This window comes from Dysgonomonas gadei ATCC BAA-286, assembly GCF_000213555.1.
In the GTDB taxonomy this organism is placed as follows: Bacteria; Bacteroidota; Bacteroidia; order Bacteroidales; family Dysgonomonadaceae; genus Dysgonomonas; species Dysgonomonas gadei.
Map to the genome: position 1 here is coordinate 205,332 of NZ_GL891982.1, position 18,096 is coordinate 223,427.

The following is an 18,096-nucleotide window of genomic DNA, read 5'->3' on the forward strand; positions in this document are numbered from 1 at the left end:
AGGTATGGACAGAAGAACACTGAATAAAAAAGTAACAAAGGTGACACAGAAAACAATCAATAATTAAGAATGAAAAATTAATAATTAGCTTGTCATACGGAGCAGAACAAAGCATCTCGTCAGTGAACAGTCATCAGTTAGCAACCTGTATCTCGTGTCTCATATAACTTTCAACTTATTACTTAAAACTCATTACTTGTTAAAAGGTAACACATGTAACACTTATCACTCATTTGCTAATATGCTAATTTACAAATCTGCTAATCTCCTAATCAAAATTTGGCTCCGCCGATTTTCAATTCAAAGAGCTATAAGCTAACAGCTAAAGGCTATCGGCTATACACATAGATAAAGTTATTTCATATACATTATATAAATCTTTATAAATTTAATTCCATATCTTTGCACTAAGTTTTGGTGTTACAAATCCGCATTGCCGGATGAGTGATTAAAAGGGAATCAGGTGCAAATCCTGAACAGACCCGCTGCTGTAAGCTCTATTCAGTGAACAGTTAACAGTCATCAGTTAACAATGTTTCTGAAAAAAGTTTTTGGACAATACTCAAACCACTGATTGACAGTCATCAGTCATCAGCTATCAGTTAATAATTTTTGTTAACTGTTAACTGCCCACTGTAACTGAATGTCGGGAAGGCCGTTCAAAAATGGAGCAAGTCAGAAAACCTGCCGGAACATTATTAGTTGAAAGCTCGAGGTTTAGGCTTAAATACTATTTACAGACAACACACATACCTGTTCGTCTATTTTAGTCCTACACTAAAGGCATCTGATTTTTAACTCCAATAAAATGGATTGTATAGATGTTTGATTCCGTTACATTCGTATCTCTCGGTCCCGGAGACCCGGAACTGATAACCTTGAAAGGTTTGAAAACACTGCAAGAAGCAGATTTGATATTTTGTCCGTCAACCGCCCTTCCCCAAGGAAAAAGCTCCTCACGGGCAAAAGATGTCCTATTGCAATTGGGCTTCGATGAATCAAAACTGAACACATTCAATGTACCTATGAACAAAGACCGTTCTCTGGCCATTGAGAGCTACAAGGCTGTGGCGAAAGAAATATCGGACAGGTATAAATCCGGACATAAAATAGCTGTTACAGCCGAAGGCGATGCCGGATTCTACTCTACCATCTATTACATAAGCGAATATCTTACACAGGAGAATATACCGGTCAGCCGCATCGCGGGCGTGCCTGCGTTTATAGCCTGTGGCACTCTGGCCAACATTCACATTGTGAAACAAGAGGAAGAACTCGAAGTTATTCCGGGTATCATAACATTAAACAACCTGAAAGAAAAACTGGAGAAAGGTAAAACCATTGTACTGATGAAAGCTTCGCAATGTGAAGAGGTTATAATGGAAGCATTAGAAAATATTCAGGACGCCACTTTCCACTATTTTGAAAATGTGGGAATAGCTGAGAAAGAATTCTACACACAAGAAAAACAAGCTATTGCAAACCGTAAACTCCCTTACTTTTCACTAATTATAATCCGCAAATAAATATGAAATTCCTTGCCCGTTCAATAATCCTGCTTGCTTTTGGTTGCTTGATAGCATGCAACCCGAATAAGAAAGATAGCAACAATATTTCCGGCTCGCACGATACTTTAAATATCAAATATGCAAAAGGCTTTACCGTATCCGAACATGGAAATTACAAACTGGTGGATATACACGATCCTTCCGGCGAAAGCGACACCAAATATCAATATGCATTGTTGAAACGAGGAGAAGATAAAACGGGAATACCTTCAGGATACCAGATTATAGAAATCCCCGTAAGAAGTGTGGTATGTATGACCACCCTGCAAATTTCCAATTTTATCAAATTAGACGCTGTGGACAAAATAGCAGGGATAACCAGCACCCGTTTCCTGTTCAATCCTCAGCTAAACGAACAATTGAAAACCGGGAAAACGAGCAAAATCGGTATCGAAGGCGAGTTTGACAACGAAGTGGTTATGGCTCTCGATCCCGACATTATCCTTGTTTCGCCCTTCAAGCGCGGTGGTTATGATGCTATCCGCAATCTGGATATTCCTCTGATCAGTTTTTTAGGGTATAAAGAATCATCTCCCCTGGGGCAGGCCGAATGGATAAAATTTACAGGGCTTTTATTGGGAATGGAAGAGCAGGCCGGTAAACAATTCGATGAAATAGAAGAAAAATATAATCAGTTGAAATCACTGGCCGGACCGGTGGCCCATAAGCCGGTAGTACTTAGCGGGGAACTGCATTCGGGCAATTGGTATGTCGTAGGAGGGAACAGTTATCTGGCGCAACTTTTCCGCGATGCGGGAGCATCCTATTTTATGAAAAACGATGACGAATCGGGCGGATTTTATGTGGATTTCGAAACTGTATATTCTCAGGGCGCGAATGCCGAATACTGGCGTATGGTAAACAGCCACAACGGAACGTTCAGCTATGAAGCGCTGAAACAAAGCGACGCACGTTACGCCGACTTCAAAGCATACAAAGATAAAAACCTTATCTATTGCAATCTCAGGGAAAAGCCCTTCTATGAAAATACGCCTGTAGAGCCGGAAGTTGTGCTGGCCGACCTGATAAAGATATTCCACCCCGAGTTGTTACCCGAACACACACCTGTATATTATGAACTATTGAAATAATGAAACGTCATATACTTTTACTCGCACTTATTTTTGCATCTATCCTGCTGTTTTTCATACTCAATCTTGTATTGGGTACTATCTCCATACCCGTAGGCTCTATTTGGAATATATTATCCGGAACAGGAGATGAACCGCTGATATGGCAGAATATAATCTGGAAATCCCGTTTTCCCCAGACACTGACGGCTTTGGTTGCGGGAGCAGGCTTATCTATAAGCGGGTTGCAGATGCAGACCGTATTCCGTAATCCCCTGGCCGGTCCCTCCGAACTGGGTATCAGTTCGGGCGCAAGCCTCGGTGTAGCTTTCATTATCCTTCTGTCGGGAAGCATTGCCGGAACGGCGTTGAGTACTTTAGGCTTTTTCGGGGAAGTGGCTGTATCTGTGGCGGCTATTGCCGGGGCAATGACTGTGATGGCAATCATAATAGCCATTTCGCAACGGATAAGGGGAAATGTCATACTCCTTATTATCGGAGTCATGATAGGCTATATAGCGACCGCCATTATCGGCGTCCTTAAATTTTTCAGCAACGATGAAGATGTCAGGGCATATGTAATATGGGGACTGGGCAGTTTCGCGAAAGTATCGGGTAATCAGGTCTATACTTTCGTCTTTATAATGGCCGTACTTATCCCGCTTTCATTCCTGCTTATCAAGACACTGAACCTTATGCTGCTCGGCGATGGCTATGCCCGTAATTTAGGGCTGAATATAAAACGTGCCCGCCTGTATGTAATCTGCTGTTCGTGTGTCATCACAGCTATTATCACAGCTTATTGCGGGCCTATCGTCTTTCTGGGACTGGCCGTACCTCATCTGTGCCGTACAATATTTGTCTCGTCCGACCACCGGATACTGATGCCTGCCGTCACACTCACCGGGGCATCCCTTGCCCTGCTGTGCAACCTTATAGCGCGCATGCCGGGTTTTGAAGGGGCATTACCCATCAACTCGGTGACGGCGCTCATAGGCGCACCGATAGTTATATCGGTATTATTCGGAAAACGTAAAAATGAGATAACGGAATAGGAAAATGAAACAAAAGACAATCGATATACAGCATCTTTCGATAGGATATTCTTCAAAAAAGAATAGCATTACTGTCGCCGAAAATATAACATCATCCATTTTCAGCGGGGAGCTTACCTGCTTGCTCGGAGCCAACGGGATAGGCAAGTCTACTTTGCTGCGGACACTTTCGGCTTTCCAGCCCAAATTGTCAGGCAGTATCTATATGCGCGGAAAGGAAATAAAAGAATATAGCGAAAAGGAATTTGCTACCCTCGCCAGTGTAGTCCTGACCGAAAAGTTTGATATAAAAAACATGAGCGCCCGCGAACTTATCGGCTTGGGACGCAGCCCATATACAGGATTCTGGGGAAAACTGAATAAAGAAGATAAAGAGATCGTAGATAAGGCCATCGCGATGGTGAAAATAGAAAATCTGTCGCACAGGATGGTTCATACACTAAGTGACGGGGAACGGCAGAAAGTGATGATCGCGAAAGCGCTGGCGCAGGAAACACCGATAATCCTTCTGGATGAGCCTACTGCTTTTCTCGATTTCCCGAGCAAAGTAGAGATCATGCAATTGCTGCACCAACTATCCCGCAAGACGAATAAGACTATTTTCCTTTCCACTCACGATCTGGAACTGGCGCTCCAGATAGCTGATAAAATATGGCTGATGGACAGGCAGAGCGGAATAAAGACAGGGACACCCGAAGATCTGTCCCTGGATGGCAGCCTGAGCAGTTTCTTTGCACGGAAAGGGATTATTTTCGATCAGGACACCGGACTATTCAGAATAGAAAATGAATCGGACAGACAGATAAAACTACTTGGGCACGGACAGAAATATACAATGGTAAGAAAAGCGCTGCAACGGAATGGAATACTGGCTTCGCGGCAGTTTAACACCGATTCATATATTGATATTACAGATAACGGGATAAAAATTTGTATACCGGAGCAACCGGACTTATTAATTTCCAGCATTGAAGAATTACTGGATAATATACATCGGCTATGATACTTATATTCGGCGGAACAACGGAAGGACGCAAAGCCCTATTGGTGTGCGACGAGGCAGCCAAACCATATTATTATTCCACGAAAGGCGATTTGCAGAAAGTGGAGAGTGTGCATGCTATTCTTCTCTTCGGAGGCCTCGATGAAGAGTCTATGATTACATGCTGTAAGGAGAATAACATTAAGCTTATTATAGACGCGGCGCATCCCTTTGCCGAGAACCTGCACGGGAATATAGCTTCTGCATCCGCAAAGTTGGAAATACCCGTAGTCAGGTATGAACGCAGTTATCCGGAGCATACTGACGATTTGCTTTGGTTCGATTCTTACAGCGATGCAATCCATTATCTCGAAAGTAATAAGATAGATAACCTGCTTGCGCTGACAGGAGTAAATACGATTGCAAAACTTAAACCGTACTGGGAACGGCACAATTGCTGGTTCAGGATTCTGGACAGGGAAGAATCTCGCGCTATTGCTCAGGCAAACAATTTTCCATGCGACAGAATATTATATTACAGGCAGGGAGAGGATGAAATTCCCTTATTCGAAAGAATAAAGCCACAGGCGATTATAACAAAAGAAAGTGGCGACTCCGGTGGATTTAATGAAAAAGCAGATGCAGCCCGCAAACTGAACATACCCTTTTTAGTCGTCAAACGGCCTCCCCTATCGCCTTCTTTCATTTCCGTTTATGGCGAAAACGGACTACGCAAAGAGATAGAAAAATATGTACCCGGGTTCTTCGATTTAAGGACAGGATATACGACCGGGACATGTGCCACTGCTGCTACTAAGGCGGCACTCACAACCCTGCTCACCAATGAGATACAGGAAGAAACCGGCCTGACACTGCCAAACGGCGAATGGATACGTATTCCTGTTGCTACCACACGGTTTTCAGAAAATACAGTCAGTTGTTCAGTCATAAAAGACTCCGGAGATGACCCGGACATTACCAACGGATGCGAAATAGTATCTACAGTACAACTCTGCGATACTCATAAAGGCGTCCGTTTTTTACAGGGAAAAGGTGTGGGTACAGTAACACTTCCCGGGCTGGATATAGAAATTGGTGAACCGGCCATCAACAAAACACCCCGTATGATGATAAAGCGGGAAATCTTCAAAGTCTTGCGCCACAATCAGGACAAATTGCCGGACGGGAATTTAAAGACAGGTGTAGATGTCACTATTTCCGTTACCAACGGAGAAGAAATCGCACTGAAAACATTTAATCCCAAACTGGGTATCACAGGCGGAATATCTATTATCGGCACTTCGGGAATAGTAAAGCCCTTTTCTTCGGAAGCATTCATCAACTCCATCCGCCGCGAAATGCTGGTAGCCAAAGCCCTGGGATGCGAGCGGGTAGTGATTAACTCAGGGGCAAAGAGCGAACGTTTCGTAAAACAGAGATATCCTGATCTGCCTGCACAGGCATTTATCCATTACGGGAATTTCATCGGCGAAACGATAAAGATAGCGTCTGACCTCGGTTTCAAAAGCCTGACGCTGGGTATTATGCTCGGGAAGGCCGTGAAACTCGCCGAAGGCTCTCTGGATACACACAGTAAAAAAACGGTGATGAACAAAGAGTTCCTAACCGGCTTAGCTTACGAAAGTAATTGTTCCGAAAGAACAATTGCAGCGATACAGGAAATGACTCTGGCCCGGCAGTTATGGGATATTATTACTACCCAAGAGGAAGTTTTTTTTACACTTCTTATCAAACGATGCTATGATGCATGCGTCCCGCTTTTGCCAAATGGAAAGCTGACAATTATGCTCATAGACGAAGATGGGAATATTATCCTCTGAACAGATGCTTGAACTGGTGAGAATATAATTTCGACAATCCTTCCCTGTTTCCGATCGCGTCACCTACTACAATCATGGTAGTCAGCGTCAGGTTATTTTCTTTGACAATCTTAACCAGATCCTTTAACTGCCCACGGTATATTTTCTCATCTTTCCATGTGAGCTTATAACAGGCTGCTACCGGGGTTCCGGGCGGGTAATGTTCCATCAGTTCCTTTTGTACCTGCTCCACGACAGTTGCACTCAGGAAGATACACATCGTGCTTTGTGAACGTGCCAGTAAATGAAGCTTTTCTTTTTCGGGCATCGGAGTCCTCCCTTCCCCTCTTGTCAGTATGATAGTCTGCACCTTTTCGGGTATCGTAAACTGCGATTCCAAAGCAGCTGCGGCAGCCAGAAACGAAGATATGCCCGGAGTGATATGATAAGACATATTATATTTATCGAAAAAAGCCATCTGCTCCTGAATAGCCCCGTAAATACACGGGTCGCCCGTGTGCAAACGTACTACCAGTTTACCCTTGTCGTAAAACTCTTTCATCAAATCAAATTGCTCTTCCAGATCCATCGAAGCGGAACTACGCACAACCGCTCCTTGTTTTGCACAATAAGTAAGCTCCACCGGAACAAGGCTTCCTGCATATAAAATCAGATCGGCGGCTTCAAGAAAATAACGGCCTTTTACCGAAATCAAATCCGGGTCGCCCGGCCCCGCGCCTACGATCTCTATATGTCCTTGCCGGATAGCAATACGTTCGACGGCAATAGCAAAAGTAAAATCATTGCCCTGACTCAATACTCCTTTCTGTTTTTCCAATATAAGAGGTCCTCCGTCAGAACTTTTAATGGCTGTGGACTCGGAAACTCCAGCAACTGTTGTTACTTCTTTCACCTTATCCGATGGATTAGGTACTTCGATGTCTTTCAGTTCCTCCGCGTTATATATATGTACCGGAATATTTCCGAGATACGATTGTAACTCACGAAGCAGAGGCTCATCCTTTTTAATATCTATAGTAGAAATACTACTTACGGAAGCGATAGCAATATGCTGTTGCAACAGAGTACCGGCAATATATCCGCTTATACCCTCAGGATTACAGTCTTTACGGCATCCGATACCCAGATGCAATACTTTCGGATGATAGCTGATAACAGCTATGCCCGCATCAGGATAAAGGTATGGAGAAACTGTTATCAGCAATTCATATTCCTGTAAATCAATATCTTCATACCTGTAATATATCTTCACATGCCCGGCAACTGTACGCTCCATAAATTGAGTCCCTTCGTCCACAACATCGAGCAATAGCGCGGTGGGCTTTCTGTTTACATAAGCCGTAAGCGGCTCATTGAAATTATCTGCGTTGGTAGTCGTTACCCAATTATATTTTTCACCGATTGTATCCAGCGCCCAAAGGTTAGTATTATCGCTTTGGGTAGTGATAACCGCTTCAGCACCTGTAATGTTGGCGATCCTCTTTGTCAGCTCGTTAGCACCTCCCACATGTCCCGAAAGCACGGACACCGCATAACGCCCGGTACTGTCCACATTTACAATGGCAGGGTCGGTATGCTTGTCTTTGATATAAGAGGCGATACTGCGAACGCAAATACCCATAGCCCCTATAAATATGATTGCCTCCGATTGGCCGAATAAGTCTTTTACACAGTCGTTTATAGAAGAAATCCGATTCGTTCCTTTTATGCCGGCTTTTGTGTATATATTAGTTTCACCTAATTCTTTCCTGATGGTTTCAGCTAAAGGATAGCTAGTTTCAGATGTTAGTATTATAGCGTATTTCATATTTTTTCAGTTACAAGTTACTTAGCCCTCTGTGCAGTTACTAACTACGAGCCACCTGCACCATTCTTAATTATTAATTATTCATTCTTAATTACCTTCATCACCTCAATAGCATTAAAATCATCCACAGTAACAGTGATGCTTTCCTTTATTACCAAATCATTATCCTTTGCCGCCGCCAGAAACATTTCTTTGCTTTCGGCTGATACAGAATTGAATACTATTGTTCCTCCCTGGACTAATACCGAACATACTTTCGACATTATATCCTTCATGCGTCCGCCATGCCCGCCGATAAAAACAGCATCGGGGCGGGGAAAACCGGAAATATCCGTTTCCACAAAATCACCGATGATGGTATTTATGCCCGGTGTACCGAATTTCCGGGAGTTATTTTCCATAAGTTCTTGTCCTTCTTCCCGTTTTTCGAAAGAGAAGACCTCTAAATGAGGAAATTGCATCTTGGCTTCAATAGATACCGAACCTGTACAGAAACCGATATCCCACAATACCGACTTGTTTCTCAAATTCAGTAAACTTAAAGAAAGCAGGCGCACCGGCATTTTCGTTATCATCTTAGCCCTGCCATTCAATAAATCGAACTCGCTTTCGTGGATGCCGAAAGGGCGTGGACGCTCATATGTCTTCTGCAAAATAAGATTATTGGGAAACGAGAATGTTTTTCCTATAACATCGGATAATTCCAATGCTGTGGCATTCTCTTTTTCTTTATTCCCCAATAATTCCCCTATATACATCTTGTAATTATCATACCCATAATACAGCATTCGTTCGGCAATAGCCGCAGGTGTATGTTCCTTATTGTCGGTAAGCACCCCTATCTTATTATATCCGCAGATTAACGCCTCATCGAAACGAAGCCACGGGCGTCCGGTAAGCGAAACGATATGCATATCGTGATATGGCATCAACAGGCGATGAGCCAGTAATTGCAAGGAATTGAAGTATGGATACAACAGTATTTCAGCCTCCGGTAACTCCCTCCGAATGGTATTGGCAAAACCATAAAAAAGAGGATCGCCCGAAGCGAATACCACGATTTCGTCATAAGTCCGGTATTGCCCGAAAATCTTGTTCAGGGGAACTGTTATCTCTATCCATGAATAATCTTCCGGAAGAAAAGGCTTTACTATTTCATGATGACGTATTCCACCCGAAAAAACAGTATGCGAGTTAATCATATCTGTTATTTCAGGAGAGAAATGTTGAGACTGGTTATCGTCAATACCTATAACATAGAATTTCATTCGTCGTATTTTCTAATAATGTATTATCTATTACCCTATTTGCAAGTCCCCCTCCGGGGGATTAGGGGGCCAAGTTAAACATCCCTGCCCGGTTTCAATTGCACCGCGTCATCGAACGTCAGAATGGAATTAACCAGTGTCGCCGCCAAATTACTGCCACCTTTTCGTCCTTCGACGATCAGTTTAGGCACATCTTTAAAGGGTTTGGCCATATGCTTGGATTCCCTGACATTTACGAAGCCGACCGGAGCAGCGATAATACCTGCCGGATGCGCTTTCTTCTTGCGTATGAGTTCGCACAATTCCATCAATGCCGTAGGGGCATTACCAAACACATACAAGGCATCGGGATGTTCTTCCGCCACCAGACGGATACCTGCCTGAGTACGGGTAATCTCCTTATCTTTTGCCAGTTGGGCTACACGCTCATCATGCAGATAACATTTCACCTCAACGCCAAGACGCTCCAATGCCCCTTTGCGAATACCCGAGGCAACCATAGTGACATCCGTAACAATCGTTTTTACCTTTCCCGATATAAATTGATTATGGAGTTTCTCTACAGCCCCTTCATCCGTATATAATATATTCTCCATATCAAAATCGGCAGTCGTATGTATCGCATGTAGCAAAGCCCATTTCTTATCCAATGGAATATCTTTCTTTTTCAATTCGCTTTCTATGGTTCTGAAACTACGGATCATTATATCCTGCCCGATACCGACATCATCTGTTTTAGACTCCCGATAATATCCTCTTGGTGTCACAATGTTATGATTGTCGAAAATGTAGGATTGAGAATTCCCGATAATAATTACGGTAAACATATCTATTTCTTCGGAATCGAACTCTCCTAAAGTGGTTACGACCACCTCCTGTTCCTCCCGTCCCGCCTGACGTACATAGCCGACGGGGGTTTCGGGTGAGCGTTCCTTGAGAAAAATTTCTATCAACCTGTATAGCTGCCAGTAACGGCCATTACTCCTCGGATTATAAACTGCCGTTACAAAATCGGCGGAGGCCGCGGCTATAATGCGCTTTTCTATCCTTTCCCACGGTGTCATCAGATCGGATAAGGAAATAATGCAGAAATCGTGTCCGACAGGTGCCCCTAATAATGCCGCCGCCTTCTGGAAAGCGCTGATACCCGGCAAGACTTCGACGGCTATATCGCTCTGCTTTTCCTTTTTCATTTCGTACACTAAAGGAGCCATTCCGTAAATTCCGGAATCACCCGAACTGATAACACAAACCGTACGCCCTTCTTCAGCATGACGAAAGGCTTCTTCCGCCCGTTCGCGCTCTTTCTTCATTCCCGTGTCGATACAAAGCGTCCCGGGACGGAGAATATCTTCTACAAACCGGAAATAATATTTATAACCTACAACTACGTCCGATATCTTCAGCGCATCCAGTACGGCAGGAGTAATATCCTCCTGCGAACCCGGGCCTATCCCCGCAACAATAATTCTTCCTACTGACATATATTCGTATTGTTTTTTTTCTTTGAACAAATATACTTTTTTAATCTCTTTATTTTCCTCTTTATATACCTGAATCCTAACCATACACCTGTCAGGGAAACCAATGTTCCGCCAATCATAGTTGTCCACATCACTATGTTCCATAGGACAGGGCGTTCTGCCAGAAATTTAAATTTGAAACTATGTAAAGCCTGATAAGACCAGCGTCTTACTTTGGTATTATTATTAAAATAACGAGTATTACCATTCTTCGGGTTAATGTAATATGTACTGTTGTCGGCATCTTCGACCTGTACTTTATATACAGGGAGAGGCAGGTGATCTGTCAACCCTACATAATAGTTGTCGTATTCGTCCATTAAGGATATAACCGCCGGTTCTTTATGGAGCAATGAGATGCGGCTTTTTATAGTTGCTTCATCCAACTGCATGTTAATTACTGATGTGTCGGAAGCATCGATTGTTTGCAAACGGTCATTAATTACAACCTTGTATACAGGCTTTTGGCCGAAAGAACTCCATTCTACGGATTTTATCTGACCGTGATATTTCTCGAAAAGATGCCTGTAATCAAAGGTATAGGTATTGGTCTCAATCTTTTGTTTCGAATACAGCTTTTTCTCAGCCGATGGATTATGTACTTTTACCATCCATCCGGGCACTTTGGCCAAAGACATCATGCCACTGAAAACGAAGGTAAAAACAAATATACCGAATAGGAAGCCCAATATATGATGCCATTTATAGGCAAACTTTCGATAAGGACTACTCATCTTTTTCTTCCGTCGGTATTCTTTTATATACGAACGGATGCCCAGTATCAGCCCGGCAACACACATAACAGAACCTATCCCCGAAAGCCATATGACAACATCCATCCATTGCTGCGAATTCTGGCGGAGCGATGTAAAATATACCCAATGGGGTATCGCGCCCAGCCACGCCCAGAAGCGGCTGTCTTTGTCTGTAAACTGCAAAGCATCTCCCGATACGGACGAAATATATAGCTGCGACTTGCCTTCATCTCCGAAGTAGAATTTATAGATAGGAAAATCTTTTCTCAAATGTCCGAAAGGAATCCATTGCTCCAATTCCCGCAAAGTATCTACCTTGACAATTTCCGCCTGGCACCAACGTTGAGCGTAGTTTTCTATCTCTTTATAATCCGGTGAGGTTTTTAGTTTCGTATTCGGATTTACCGGAATCTTATAAATACTATCGGATGTTTTTACTTCAAAAAAAGGAGTTCCGGCATAGGATATCAGCGTAAGAGCGGATATTTCCTTATCGTTCGGGATATTATTAGCCAGTAAGGAATCGAGGGCAGGCATATCTCCCTGCAATGTATCCATATGCTTGTTTTTATCCCGTTCGGTCGCTTTTGGAAATGTATGGTATATCATTACAAATCCGGACAGGAACCAAACGAGGAACAGGATACTGAGGATTGTCCCCAGTATCCTGTGAATAGAATATAGTATATTTTTCAGCATATTCTACAGGCTGTATGCCAGCGTAAACAGGTAGTTGCGAGGCATACTCGGCACCATCTGAGTACCCAATGACTGATTATAATATTTCTCATCAAATACATTATTGACATTCGCTCTTAGCTGTATTCCATTTTTCAGCTTATATGAAATACCCAGATCGGTCAGCCAATATGCGGGATATACGACACCTTTGTCGACTGTTCTGTATACATTATCGGTGTAAGAAACTGTCAGATTGAAACCCAGATTGCTGAACACCCCCTTAGATATCCGGTAGTTTCCCGCCGCAAAAAATGTATTTTTGGGAATTCCTGCCAGACGCATTCCTTTTTGCACCTCTTCTTCCAAGTATTCATTTTTCTTTATATCGCGGATAGTAGCGTCGGTATAACCATAACCGAAAGACAGGGCTGCATTATCTACAGGGGTAAGCGTCAATTCCAACTCAAAGCCTTTCGATTCCGATGATCCTACAACGCCTACTACGCTTTTTGTTACTCCGTCTTCGACCACTCCTGTCTTCAACGTTTTCTTTTCATTGTTTTTACGGATATAGAATGCGCTTGCTGTCGCCTGTAAGATGTTATTGCGAGAATATCGTACACCGATTTCCCCCTGATATCCCGTCTGAGGTTTGAATGCCTGATCTCCGTCTTTGGGTTCGAACCTGTTACCTTCGGCATTGATATAGATAATGTTAGAACTTACTATATCCCGGTACGGCATAAAGAAATTGGCAAAAGATCCATATACAGAAAGATTTGTAGCAGGTAAATAAACCACGCCAAGCCTGTATGTAAAAGCGGAAGTTGTAGTTTTGTCGAATTCAGGTTGATCTGAATATTTCCGTTCTTTTGATATTGGATTTATTGTGGCTGTGGCTGTTTTAAACAAAAAATGATCGAAACGGCCGGAAGCCATCACTTTAAACTGATTCGAGAGTTCCAGTAAGTTCTGAAGATAAATACCATTTGTAATATTACGTGTCGCGGTTCCTGCGCTAAAATGAGGGTCCATATATCCCATACTGTGAGGATTATAAACAGGGACTTTAGAGTTCAAGCCAGGTCCGTCAATTAAATCAGAAAGTTGATAAGTTTTGTTTGTTTGAGGATTTGTACCTCCATAACCACGATAAGTATTGCGATAAAAACAAACGAAATTGTATCCTCCCAAATAATTATATTTCATACCGTTGTCGAACTCAATTTTCCCCGATGCTTCTAGCTGTTCGTTTATCACATGCACTGTATAAGCAAAACGTAATGGATATGTGAGTTGTACAGTATCCAAAGAAATATATTGCTTTGTTTGTTCCTTTGTTTTGGCATCGACCTTCATATAATAATGACTGTATATAGGATCGGCACTTTCCATATAGGACAATGTTTCGGTACTGAAATAGTCTATATTATCGTAATTATAGGCCAATCTGTTTTCAATCTTTAACGATTCCGATACCTTATTACTATAGCGGACAGAGACATTCGAGCCGTTATTTATCATAAAATCAGATTCATTGTTGTACCGCCACCTCCTGTTCAGGCCGGGAAGCATATCCCCTTTCGACAAATATTTACTGCCATCCGTATTATAAACATCATTCGCCATAAGCTGGGGCAGGCCAATCTCCGTGCCATACCAGTCACGGTTAAAGCCGGCGCGTATATCCAGTTCCTGCTTGGCATCCAATTGTCCGCCCAAAGCGAAATAGCCGGAGAAGCGTTTGTCGTTGGTATATCTGTAACCTTCATTATCCGACCAGTTAACGACAGCTCTGTAATTGAACGGACCGAAAAATTTTCCACCGAAATCAATCATAGCCCTCTTATTATCCCATGACCCGTAGCTCATCAGTGCATTTAATGTGTTCTTTGATGTCGGTGCTTTTCTAATCACGTTCAGAACACCACCGACTGTAGAATGCCCGTACAGAACAGAAGCCGGCCCTTTGAGCAATTCGATAGACTCTACCGAAGACAAATCGGGTAAAGGAGCAGAATTAGTAATAGAAGTACGTTCATCTCTCACCCCATCTATCATTATCGGTGTAAAATCGAATCCCCGAACTTCAAATTGCTGATATGCACCATAGGTAGTACGCATACGGGTGTTAGGCAAGAACTTTACAGCATCCTGCATATTCACAATACCTCTCATATCCAGGGTATTTGCCGATACTGTAGTTACAGAAAGCGGCAAATATTGGAGAGGCACGTTGAGTTTGCCTACTTCGTTCTTTTTCAGATTAGTACCCACAACCTCTACTTCCCGAATAGAGAAGATCGTGTCTGTCATATTTTTATTTTGGGCAAATACATTGCCTATCATCATGGTACCGATGATTATATATAGATATTTTTTCATTTGTTTTTTGTCTTTTATTAATGCATTACTTCCCCCGTAACTTCATAGATGGCTTTTTTCTTCATTATCCCGATTTTACGGTGTCCGGCTTTAAATTTGAGATGGGAAATATACAAGTCCTGTATCGCTGGATTTTCCCCCAAGCCTTTCAACTGAAGTTCCACTGTGAATCCTTCTTCTTCCAAATCATTCTTCCAGTCTTCGGCAATATCATTTTTTGCATGTTCACCAGCCACAAACATAAAAGGAGTCAGCACAACTTTCTTCAGACCCGAAGCTTTCAGCTGCGCCAGCATGTCTTCAAAAGCGGGATAGCCTTCTATCGTACCCACAAAATGATTTTTATGCCCCTTTGCTTTCAGCATGTAATCGAGCATTGCATATTGAGCCGTAGTAGCATCGTATGTTCCGTGTCCTACCCAGACATAAGCTATCTTACCGTCAGTATCGTCTGTCAGTATTTCTGTTACCTTTTCATAATCTTCAGGAGTGTAAAGCAAGGGATTACCGATGCGTATATCTTTAAACAAGGGCTCCACTTCGTCTACATTCTTTTCCAGTGATTCCATTTCCACTCCGTCGATAATCGTAGATGCCTGTATCAAAACATGGGTATATCCATCTGCATGTAATTGTTTCAAAGCCTCTAACGGATTCTGTTTATTTATCCCCCGTTCGCCCAAGCGTTTGATAATTATACGCGAGGTATATGCCTCACACAGTTCCACCTCAGGAAATTCTTTCCTCACTTTATCATTCAGTGCATCTATGGTCAGCTCACGGGTATCGGCATGTGTAGTTCCAAAATGCACCATCAGAATAGCAGCCTTATCTCCCGGCTTCATCGTTTTGAAGAAATCGGAATGCTCATAATTTCCACCACCATGAGCAAAAAACGGTAAGACTGTAATATATAGTAATATAGTTGCTAAAATCTTTTTCATATATCCTGATTATTTGCTAAACTTTAAAGACAAACTCACATAGAAAACCCGTCCGGGAGACAGTGTAGCATAATTTGCGCCGAAAGGCTTGTCGTCCACAAAATCAAAAATATTTTCGATACCGAAGCCCGGTTCTACAACAAAACCGTTGAAATTCTTCAAACGATGGCGGGTAGCCAGATTCCATTGATTATATGCGCGCGCAGGATCTTTATCTCCCATATAACGGCTGCTCTGTATCCGTCCGTTAAAGTTTATGTTCGAATCTACAATCCACCATTTTTTATTCCAGTTTACATTTCCTGTACCGATATGCTTGCTGGAACGTACCAACGGCTTACCTGTATCATAATCCTTGGAATTTACATAACTGTAGCCCAACCCTACACTCAGTCCTGCTCCGAGATATGAATTCACTGAGGTTTCGAATCCGTTTACACGAGCTCTGGATGAATTGGTGTATTCCTGTTTTTTCTTTATCCCTTCATTCTTTTCGTCTTCGGTTATCGTTTCGGTAATATCCCTTGTCTGGATAATATTCTTTATCCGGTTGATATACCCTGTAACCGAAACTGTCAGAAAATCGTTGTGATATTCGGTATTCAAAGAGTAATAGTTGGATGATTCCGGCTTCAGACCGGAATTGCCAAGACTTAATGTAGAACGCGTTATGGTTCTTGTATATAATTCTTTCATATCCGGAGCGCGGAATCCGGCCGAATAAGACGCCCTGAAATTGAAATGATCGAGCGAATACATTCCCGACAACTTCGGCGTAAACCTGTTTCCAAATGCTTCATTATAAACATAGCGGAAGCCGGGTACGAATTGCAGTTTGCTATCCAGCAGCTTTATCTCATCCTGCGCATATACCGAATATGTATATACATCTCTTGACCCGTCTTTTGTATCCGACTGGCTTTCGATATAGTCCAACTGGTATTGCGTTCCTACCGAAAGACGATTGTACTTTCCTAAATTGAATATGCCTTTCAGATTGGCATCATAGTATTTCTGTCTTCTTTCTTTCGATTCTTCTCCGTTTTTATAATTACCATCATCCTTGATGTATTCACGGTAATATTCAAAATTGTCAGTATATAAGTCCAATGTAATTACAGCCAGATCTTTAAGCATATACCTTGCTCCCGCTCCTATATTGTAATCTTCATATTTCATATTATACGCATATGACGATACTGGTCTTTTCAGCTTCTTGTCATAGAGGCTTCCTTCTGCGTATATGCTTAGAGATTTAGCCGGCTTTACTGTGAATTTCTGACTCACCACATCAGAATAATTCGTGTTCACAGCCATTTTATCAGTATCTATCAACTTATCTCCCGATGTTTCCTGTGTGTTCAACTGCCAGCCATCGCTTTGGTTGCGCTGAAAAGAAGTTGATGAGGACAGCCATTTGTAATTCACATCAGCGTTTATAGCCTGCGAAAATTGGCCATATTCGGCATAGCGGGTATCGGATGTTATATAGATGGATTCTTTAGGATTCTCAGTGATAATATTGATAACCCCTCCCATTGCCTCGGATCCATATAATGCAGATGCAGCACCTTTCAACACCTCTATACGCTTTACATTCTTCATATTTATCCGCGACAGGTCTGTATTACCCGACACATCTCCTGCCAGTTTCTTTCCATCTACCAATACAAGGATGTAACGATTGCTTAATCCGTTCATCTGCATATACGAACCCATAGCGTTAGTCATGAAAGAGAAGGATGGACTGATGGACATCATGGCATTTTCGAATGTAGGGACATTTATATTCTCCAGTTCCTTTTTGGTTATCATATCCATTGCTACAGGGGTATTCTTTAATCTGTTGTGCGTACCTGTACCTGTAACTACTACTTCATTAAGTTTCAGTGGGGATTTTTTTAAGACAAATAAGATATCCTCGCGGGAAGATGCAATATCAATCTTAGCTCCATTGTAGTCGAGCGTCGATGCTCTTAATGTGTGTTTGCCGTCGGGTAATCTCTGCAAACTAAACTCTCCGTTCTCGTCCGTCGAAGTTCCCAGTGTGGTATATTCGATCCATACACTGGCACCCGCAACAGGTTTCTCATTTTCATCCACGACTTTTCCCTTTAAGGTCATTTGAGCAAATGCCATGTTTACAATACAGCACAAGATGGCTGTAACCAATACTTTTTTTCTCATTAAAATGCGAAGTATAATGTTAGTAATTAT

Annotated in this window: 12 protein-coding genes and 1 riboswitch; of the genes, 5 read left to right on the plus strand and 7 right to left on the minus strand. The window is 42.4% G+C overall.

Annotation, left to right across the window (positions count from 1 at the left end; translation table 11 throughout):
• Positions 1 to 398: 398 nt before the first annotated feature.
• Positions 399 to 706: riboswitch (cobalamin riboswitch) on the plus strand.
• 115 nt (positions 707 to 821) lie between these two features.
• From cobI to cbiD, 5 genes are read left to right on the plus strand one after another with little or no spacing between them, the layout of a single operon-like run.
• A complete protein-coding gene (cobI, locus tag HMPREF9455_RS09295; RefSeq protein ID WP_006799419.1) occupies positions 822 to 1,526 on the plus strand; it encodes a precorrin-2 C(20)-methyltransferase in 705 nt (234 codons plus the stop codon).
• 2 nt (positions 1,527 to 1,528) lie between these two features.
• Complete coding sequence (locus HMPREF9455_RS09300) at positions 1,529 to 2,659, plus strand: ABC transporter substrate-binding protein (protein WP_006799420.1); 1,131 nt, start codon at positions 1,529 to 1,531, stop codon at positions 2,657 to 2,659.
• On the plus strand, positions 2,659 to 3,693 hold the full coding sequence (locus HMPREF9455_RS09305) for an iron ABC transporter permease (protein ID WP_006799421.1): 1,035 nt from the start codon (positions 2,659 to 2,661) through the stop codon (positions 3,691 to 3,693). Before HMPREF9455_RS09300 ends, HMPREF9455_RS09305 begins: the two co-directional genes overlap by 1 nt.
• A 4-nt stretch (positions 3,694 to 3,697) precedes the next feature.
• Entirely contained in the window at positions 3,698 to 4,696 is a 999-nt protein-coding gene (locus tag HMPREF9455_RS09310; protein ID WP_006799422.1) for an ABC transporter ATP-binding protein, read from the plus strand.
• The gene (cbiD, locus tag HMPREF9455_RS09315; protein ID WP_006799423.1) at positions 4,693 to 6,516 is read left to right on the plus strand and encodes a cobalt-precorrin-5B (C(1))-methyltransferase CbiD; all 1,824 of its coding nucleotides are present in this window, start codon (positions 4,693 to 4,695) and stop codon (positions 6,514 to 6,516) included. The genes HMPREF9455_RS09310 and cbiD overlap by 4 nt, the downstream gene beginning before the upstream one ends.
• On the opposite strand, the gene cobM is transcribed toward cbiD, so the two are convergent.
• The 7 genes from cobM to HMPREF9455_RS09350 form a co-directional block, all read right to left on the minus strand.
• The gene (gene cobM / locus HMPREF9455_RS09320; RefSeq protein WP_006799424.1) at positions 6,506 to 8,323 is read right to left on the minus strand and encodes a precorrin-4 C(11)-methyltransferase; all 1,818 of its coding nucleotides are present in this window, start codon (positions 8,321 to 8,323) and stop codon (positions 6,506 to 6,508) included. The genes cbiD and cobM overlap by 11 nt on opposite strands.
• 77 nt (positions 8,324 to 8,400) lie before the next feature.
• A complete protein-coding gene (locus HMPREF9455_RS09325; protein ID WP_006799425.1) occupies positions 8,401 to 9,591 on the minus strand; it encodes a bifunctional cobalt-precorrin-7 (C(5))-methyltransferase/cobalt-precorrin-6B (C(15))-methyltransferase in 1,191 nt (396 codons plus the stop codon).
• Between the two features lie 74 nt (positions 9,592 to 9,665).
• Complete coding sequence (gene cobJ, locus HMPREF9455_RS09330) at positions 9,666 to 11,075, minus strand: precorrin-3B C(17)-methyltransferase (protein ID WP_006799426.1); 1,410 nt, start codon at positions 11,073 to 11,075, stop codon at positions 9,666 to 9,668.
• Entirely contained in the window at positions 11,066 to 12,568 is a 1,503-nt protein-coding gene (locus HMPREF9455_RS09335) for a PepSY domain-containing protein (protein WP_044215878.1), read from the minus strand. Before HMPREF9455_RS09335 ends, cobJ begins: the two co-directional genes overlap by 10 nt.
• A 3-nt stretch (positions 12,569 to 12,571) precedes the next feature.
• Entirely contained in the window at positions 12,572 to 14,935 is a 2,364-nt protein-coding gene (locus HMPREF9455_RS09340; RefSeq protein WP_006799428.1) for a TonB-dependent receptor, read from the minus strand.
• 17 nt (positions 14,936 to 14,952) lie between these two features.
• A complete protein-coding gene (locus HMPREF9455_RS09345) occupies positions 14,953 to 15,879 on the minus strand; it encodes a sirohydrochlorin cobaltochelatase (protein ID WP_006799429.1) in 927 nt (308 codons plus the stop codon).
• 9 nt (positions 15,880 to 15,888) lie between these two features.
• Positions 15,889 to 18,066: a TonB-dependent receptor gene (locus HMPREF9455_RS09350; protein ID WP_044215929.1), complete on the minus strand. Its 2,178-nt coding sequence runs from the start codon at positions 18,064 to 18,066 to the stop codon at positions 15,889 to 15,891.
• Positions 18,067 to 18,096 lie beyond the last annotated feature (30 nt).

Excerpts from the sequence above, each read along its gene's own strand:
- cobI (WP_006799419.1), top strand. The coding sequence starts at position 822 with ATGTTTGATTCCGTTACATTCGTATCTCTCGGTCCCGGAGACCCGGAA.
- HMPREF9455_RS09300 (WP_006799420.1), top strand. The coding sequence starts at position 1,529 with ATGAAATTCCTTGCCCGTTCAATAATCCTGCTTGCTTTTGGTTGCTTG.
- HMPREF9455_RS09305 (WP_006799421.1), top strand. The coding sequence starts at position 2,659 with ATGAAACGTCATATACTTTTACTCGCACTTATTTTTGCATCTATCCTG.
- HMPREF9455_RS09310 (WP_006799422.1), top strand. The coding sequence starts at position 3,698 with ATGAAACAAAAGACAATCGATATACAGCATCTTTCGATAGGATATTCT.
- cbiD (WP_006799423.1), top strand. The coding sequence starts at position 4,693 with ATGATACTTATATTCGGCGGAACAACGGAAGGACGCAAAGCCCTATTG.
- cobM (WP_006799424.1), bottom strand. The coding sequence starts at position 8,323 with ATGAAATACGCTATAATACTAACATCTGAAACTAGCTATCCTTTAGCT.
- HMPREF9455_RS09325 (WP_006799425.1), bottom strand. The coding sequence starts at position 9,591 with ATGAAATTCTATGTTATAGGTATTGACGATAACCAGTCTCAACATTTC.
- cobJ (WP_006799426.1), bottom strand. The coding sequence starts at position 11,075 with ATGTCAGTAGGAAGAATTATTGTTGCGGGGATAGGCCCGGGTTCGCAG.
- HMPREF9455_RS09335 (WP_044215878.1), bottom strand. The coding sequence starts at position 12,568 with ATGCTGAAAAATATACTATATTCTATTCACAGGATACTGGGGACAATC.
- HMPREF9455_RS09340 (WP_006799428.1), bottom strand. The coding sequence starts at position 14,935 with ATGAAAAAATATCTATATATAATCATCGGTACCATGATGATAGGCAAT.
- HMPREF9455_RS09345 (WP_006799429.1), bottom strand. The coding sequence starts at position 15,879 with ATGAAAAAGATTTTAGCAACTATATTACTATATATTACAGTCTTACCG.
- HMPREF9455_RS09350 (WP_044215929.1), bottom strand. The coding sequence starts at position 18,066 with ATGAGAAAAAAAGTATTGGTTACAGCCATCTTGTGCTGTATTGTAAAC.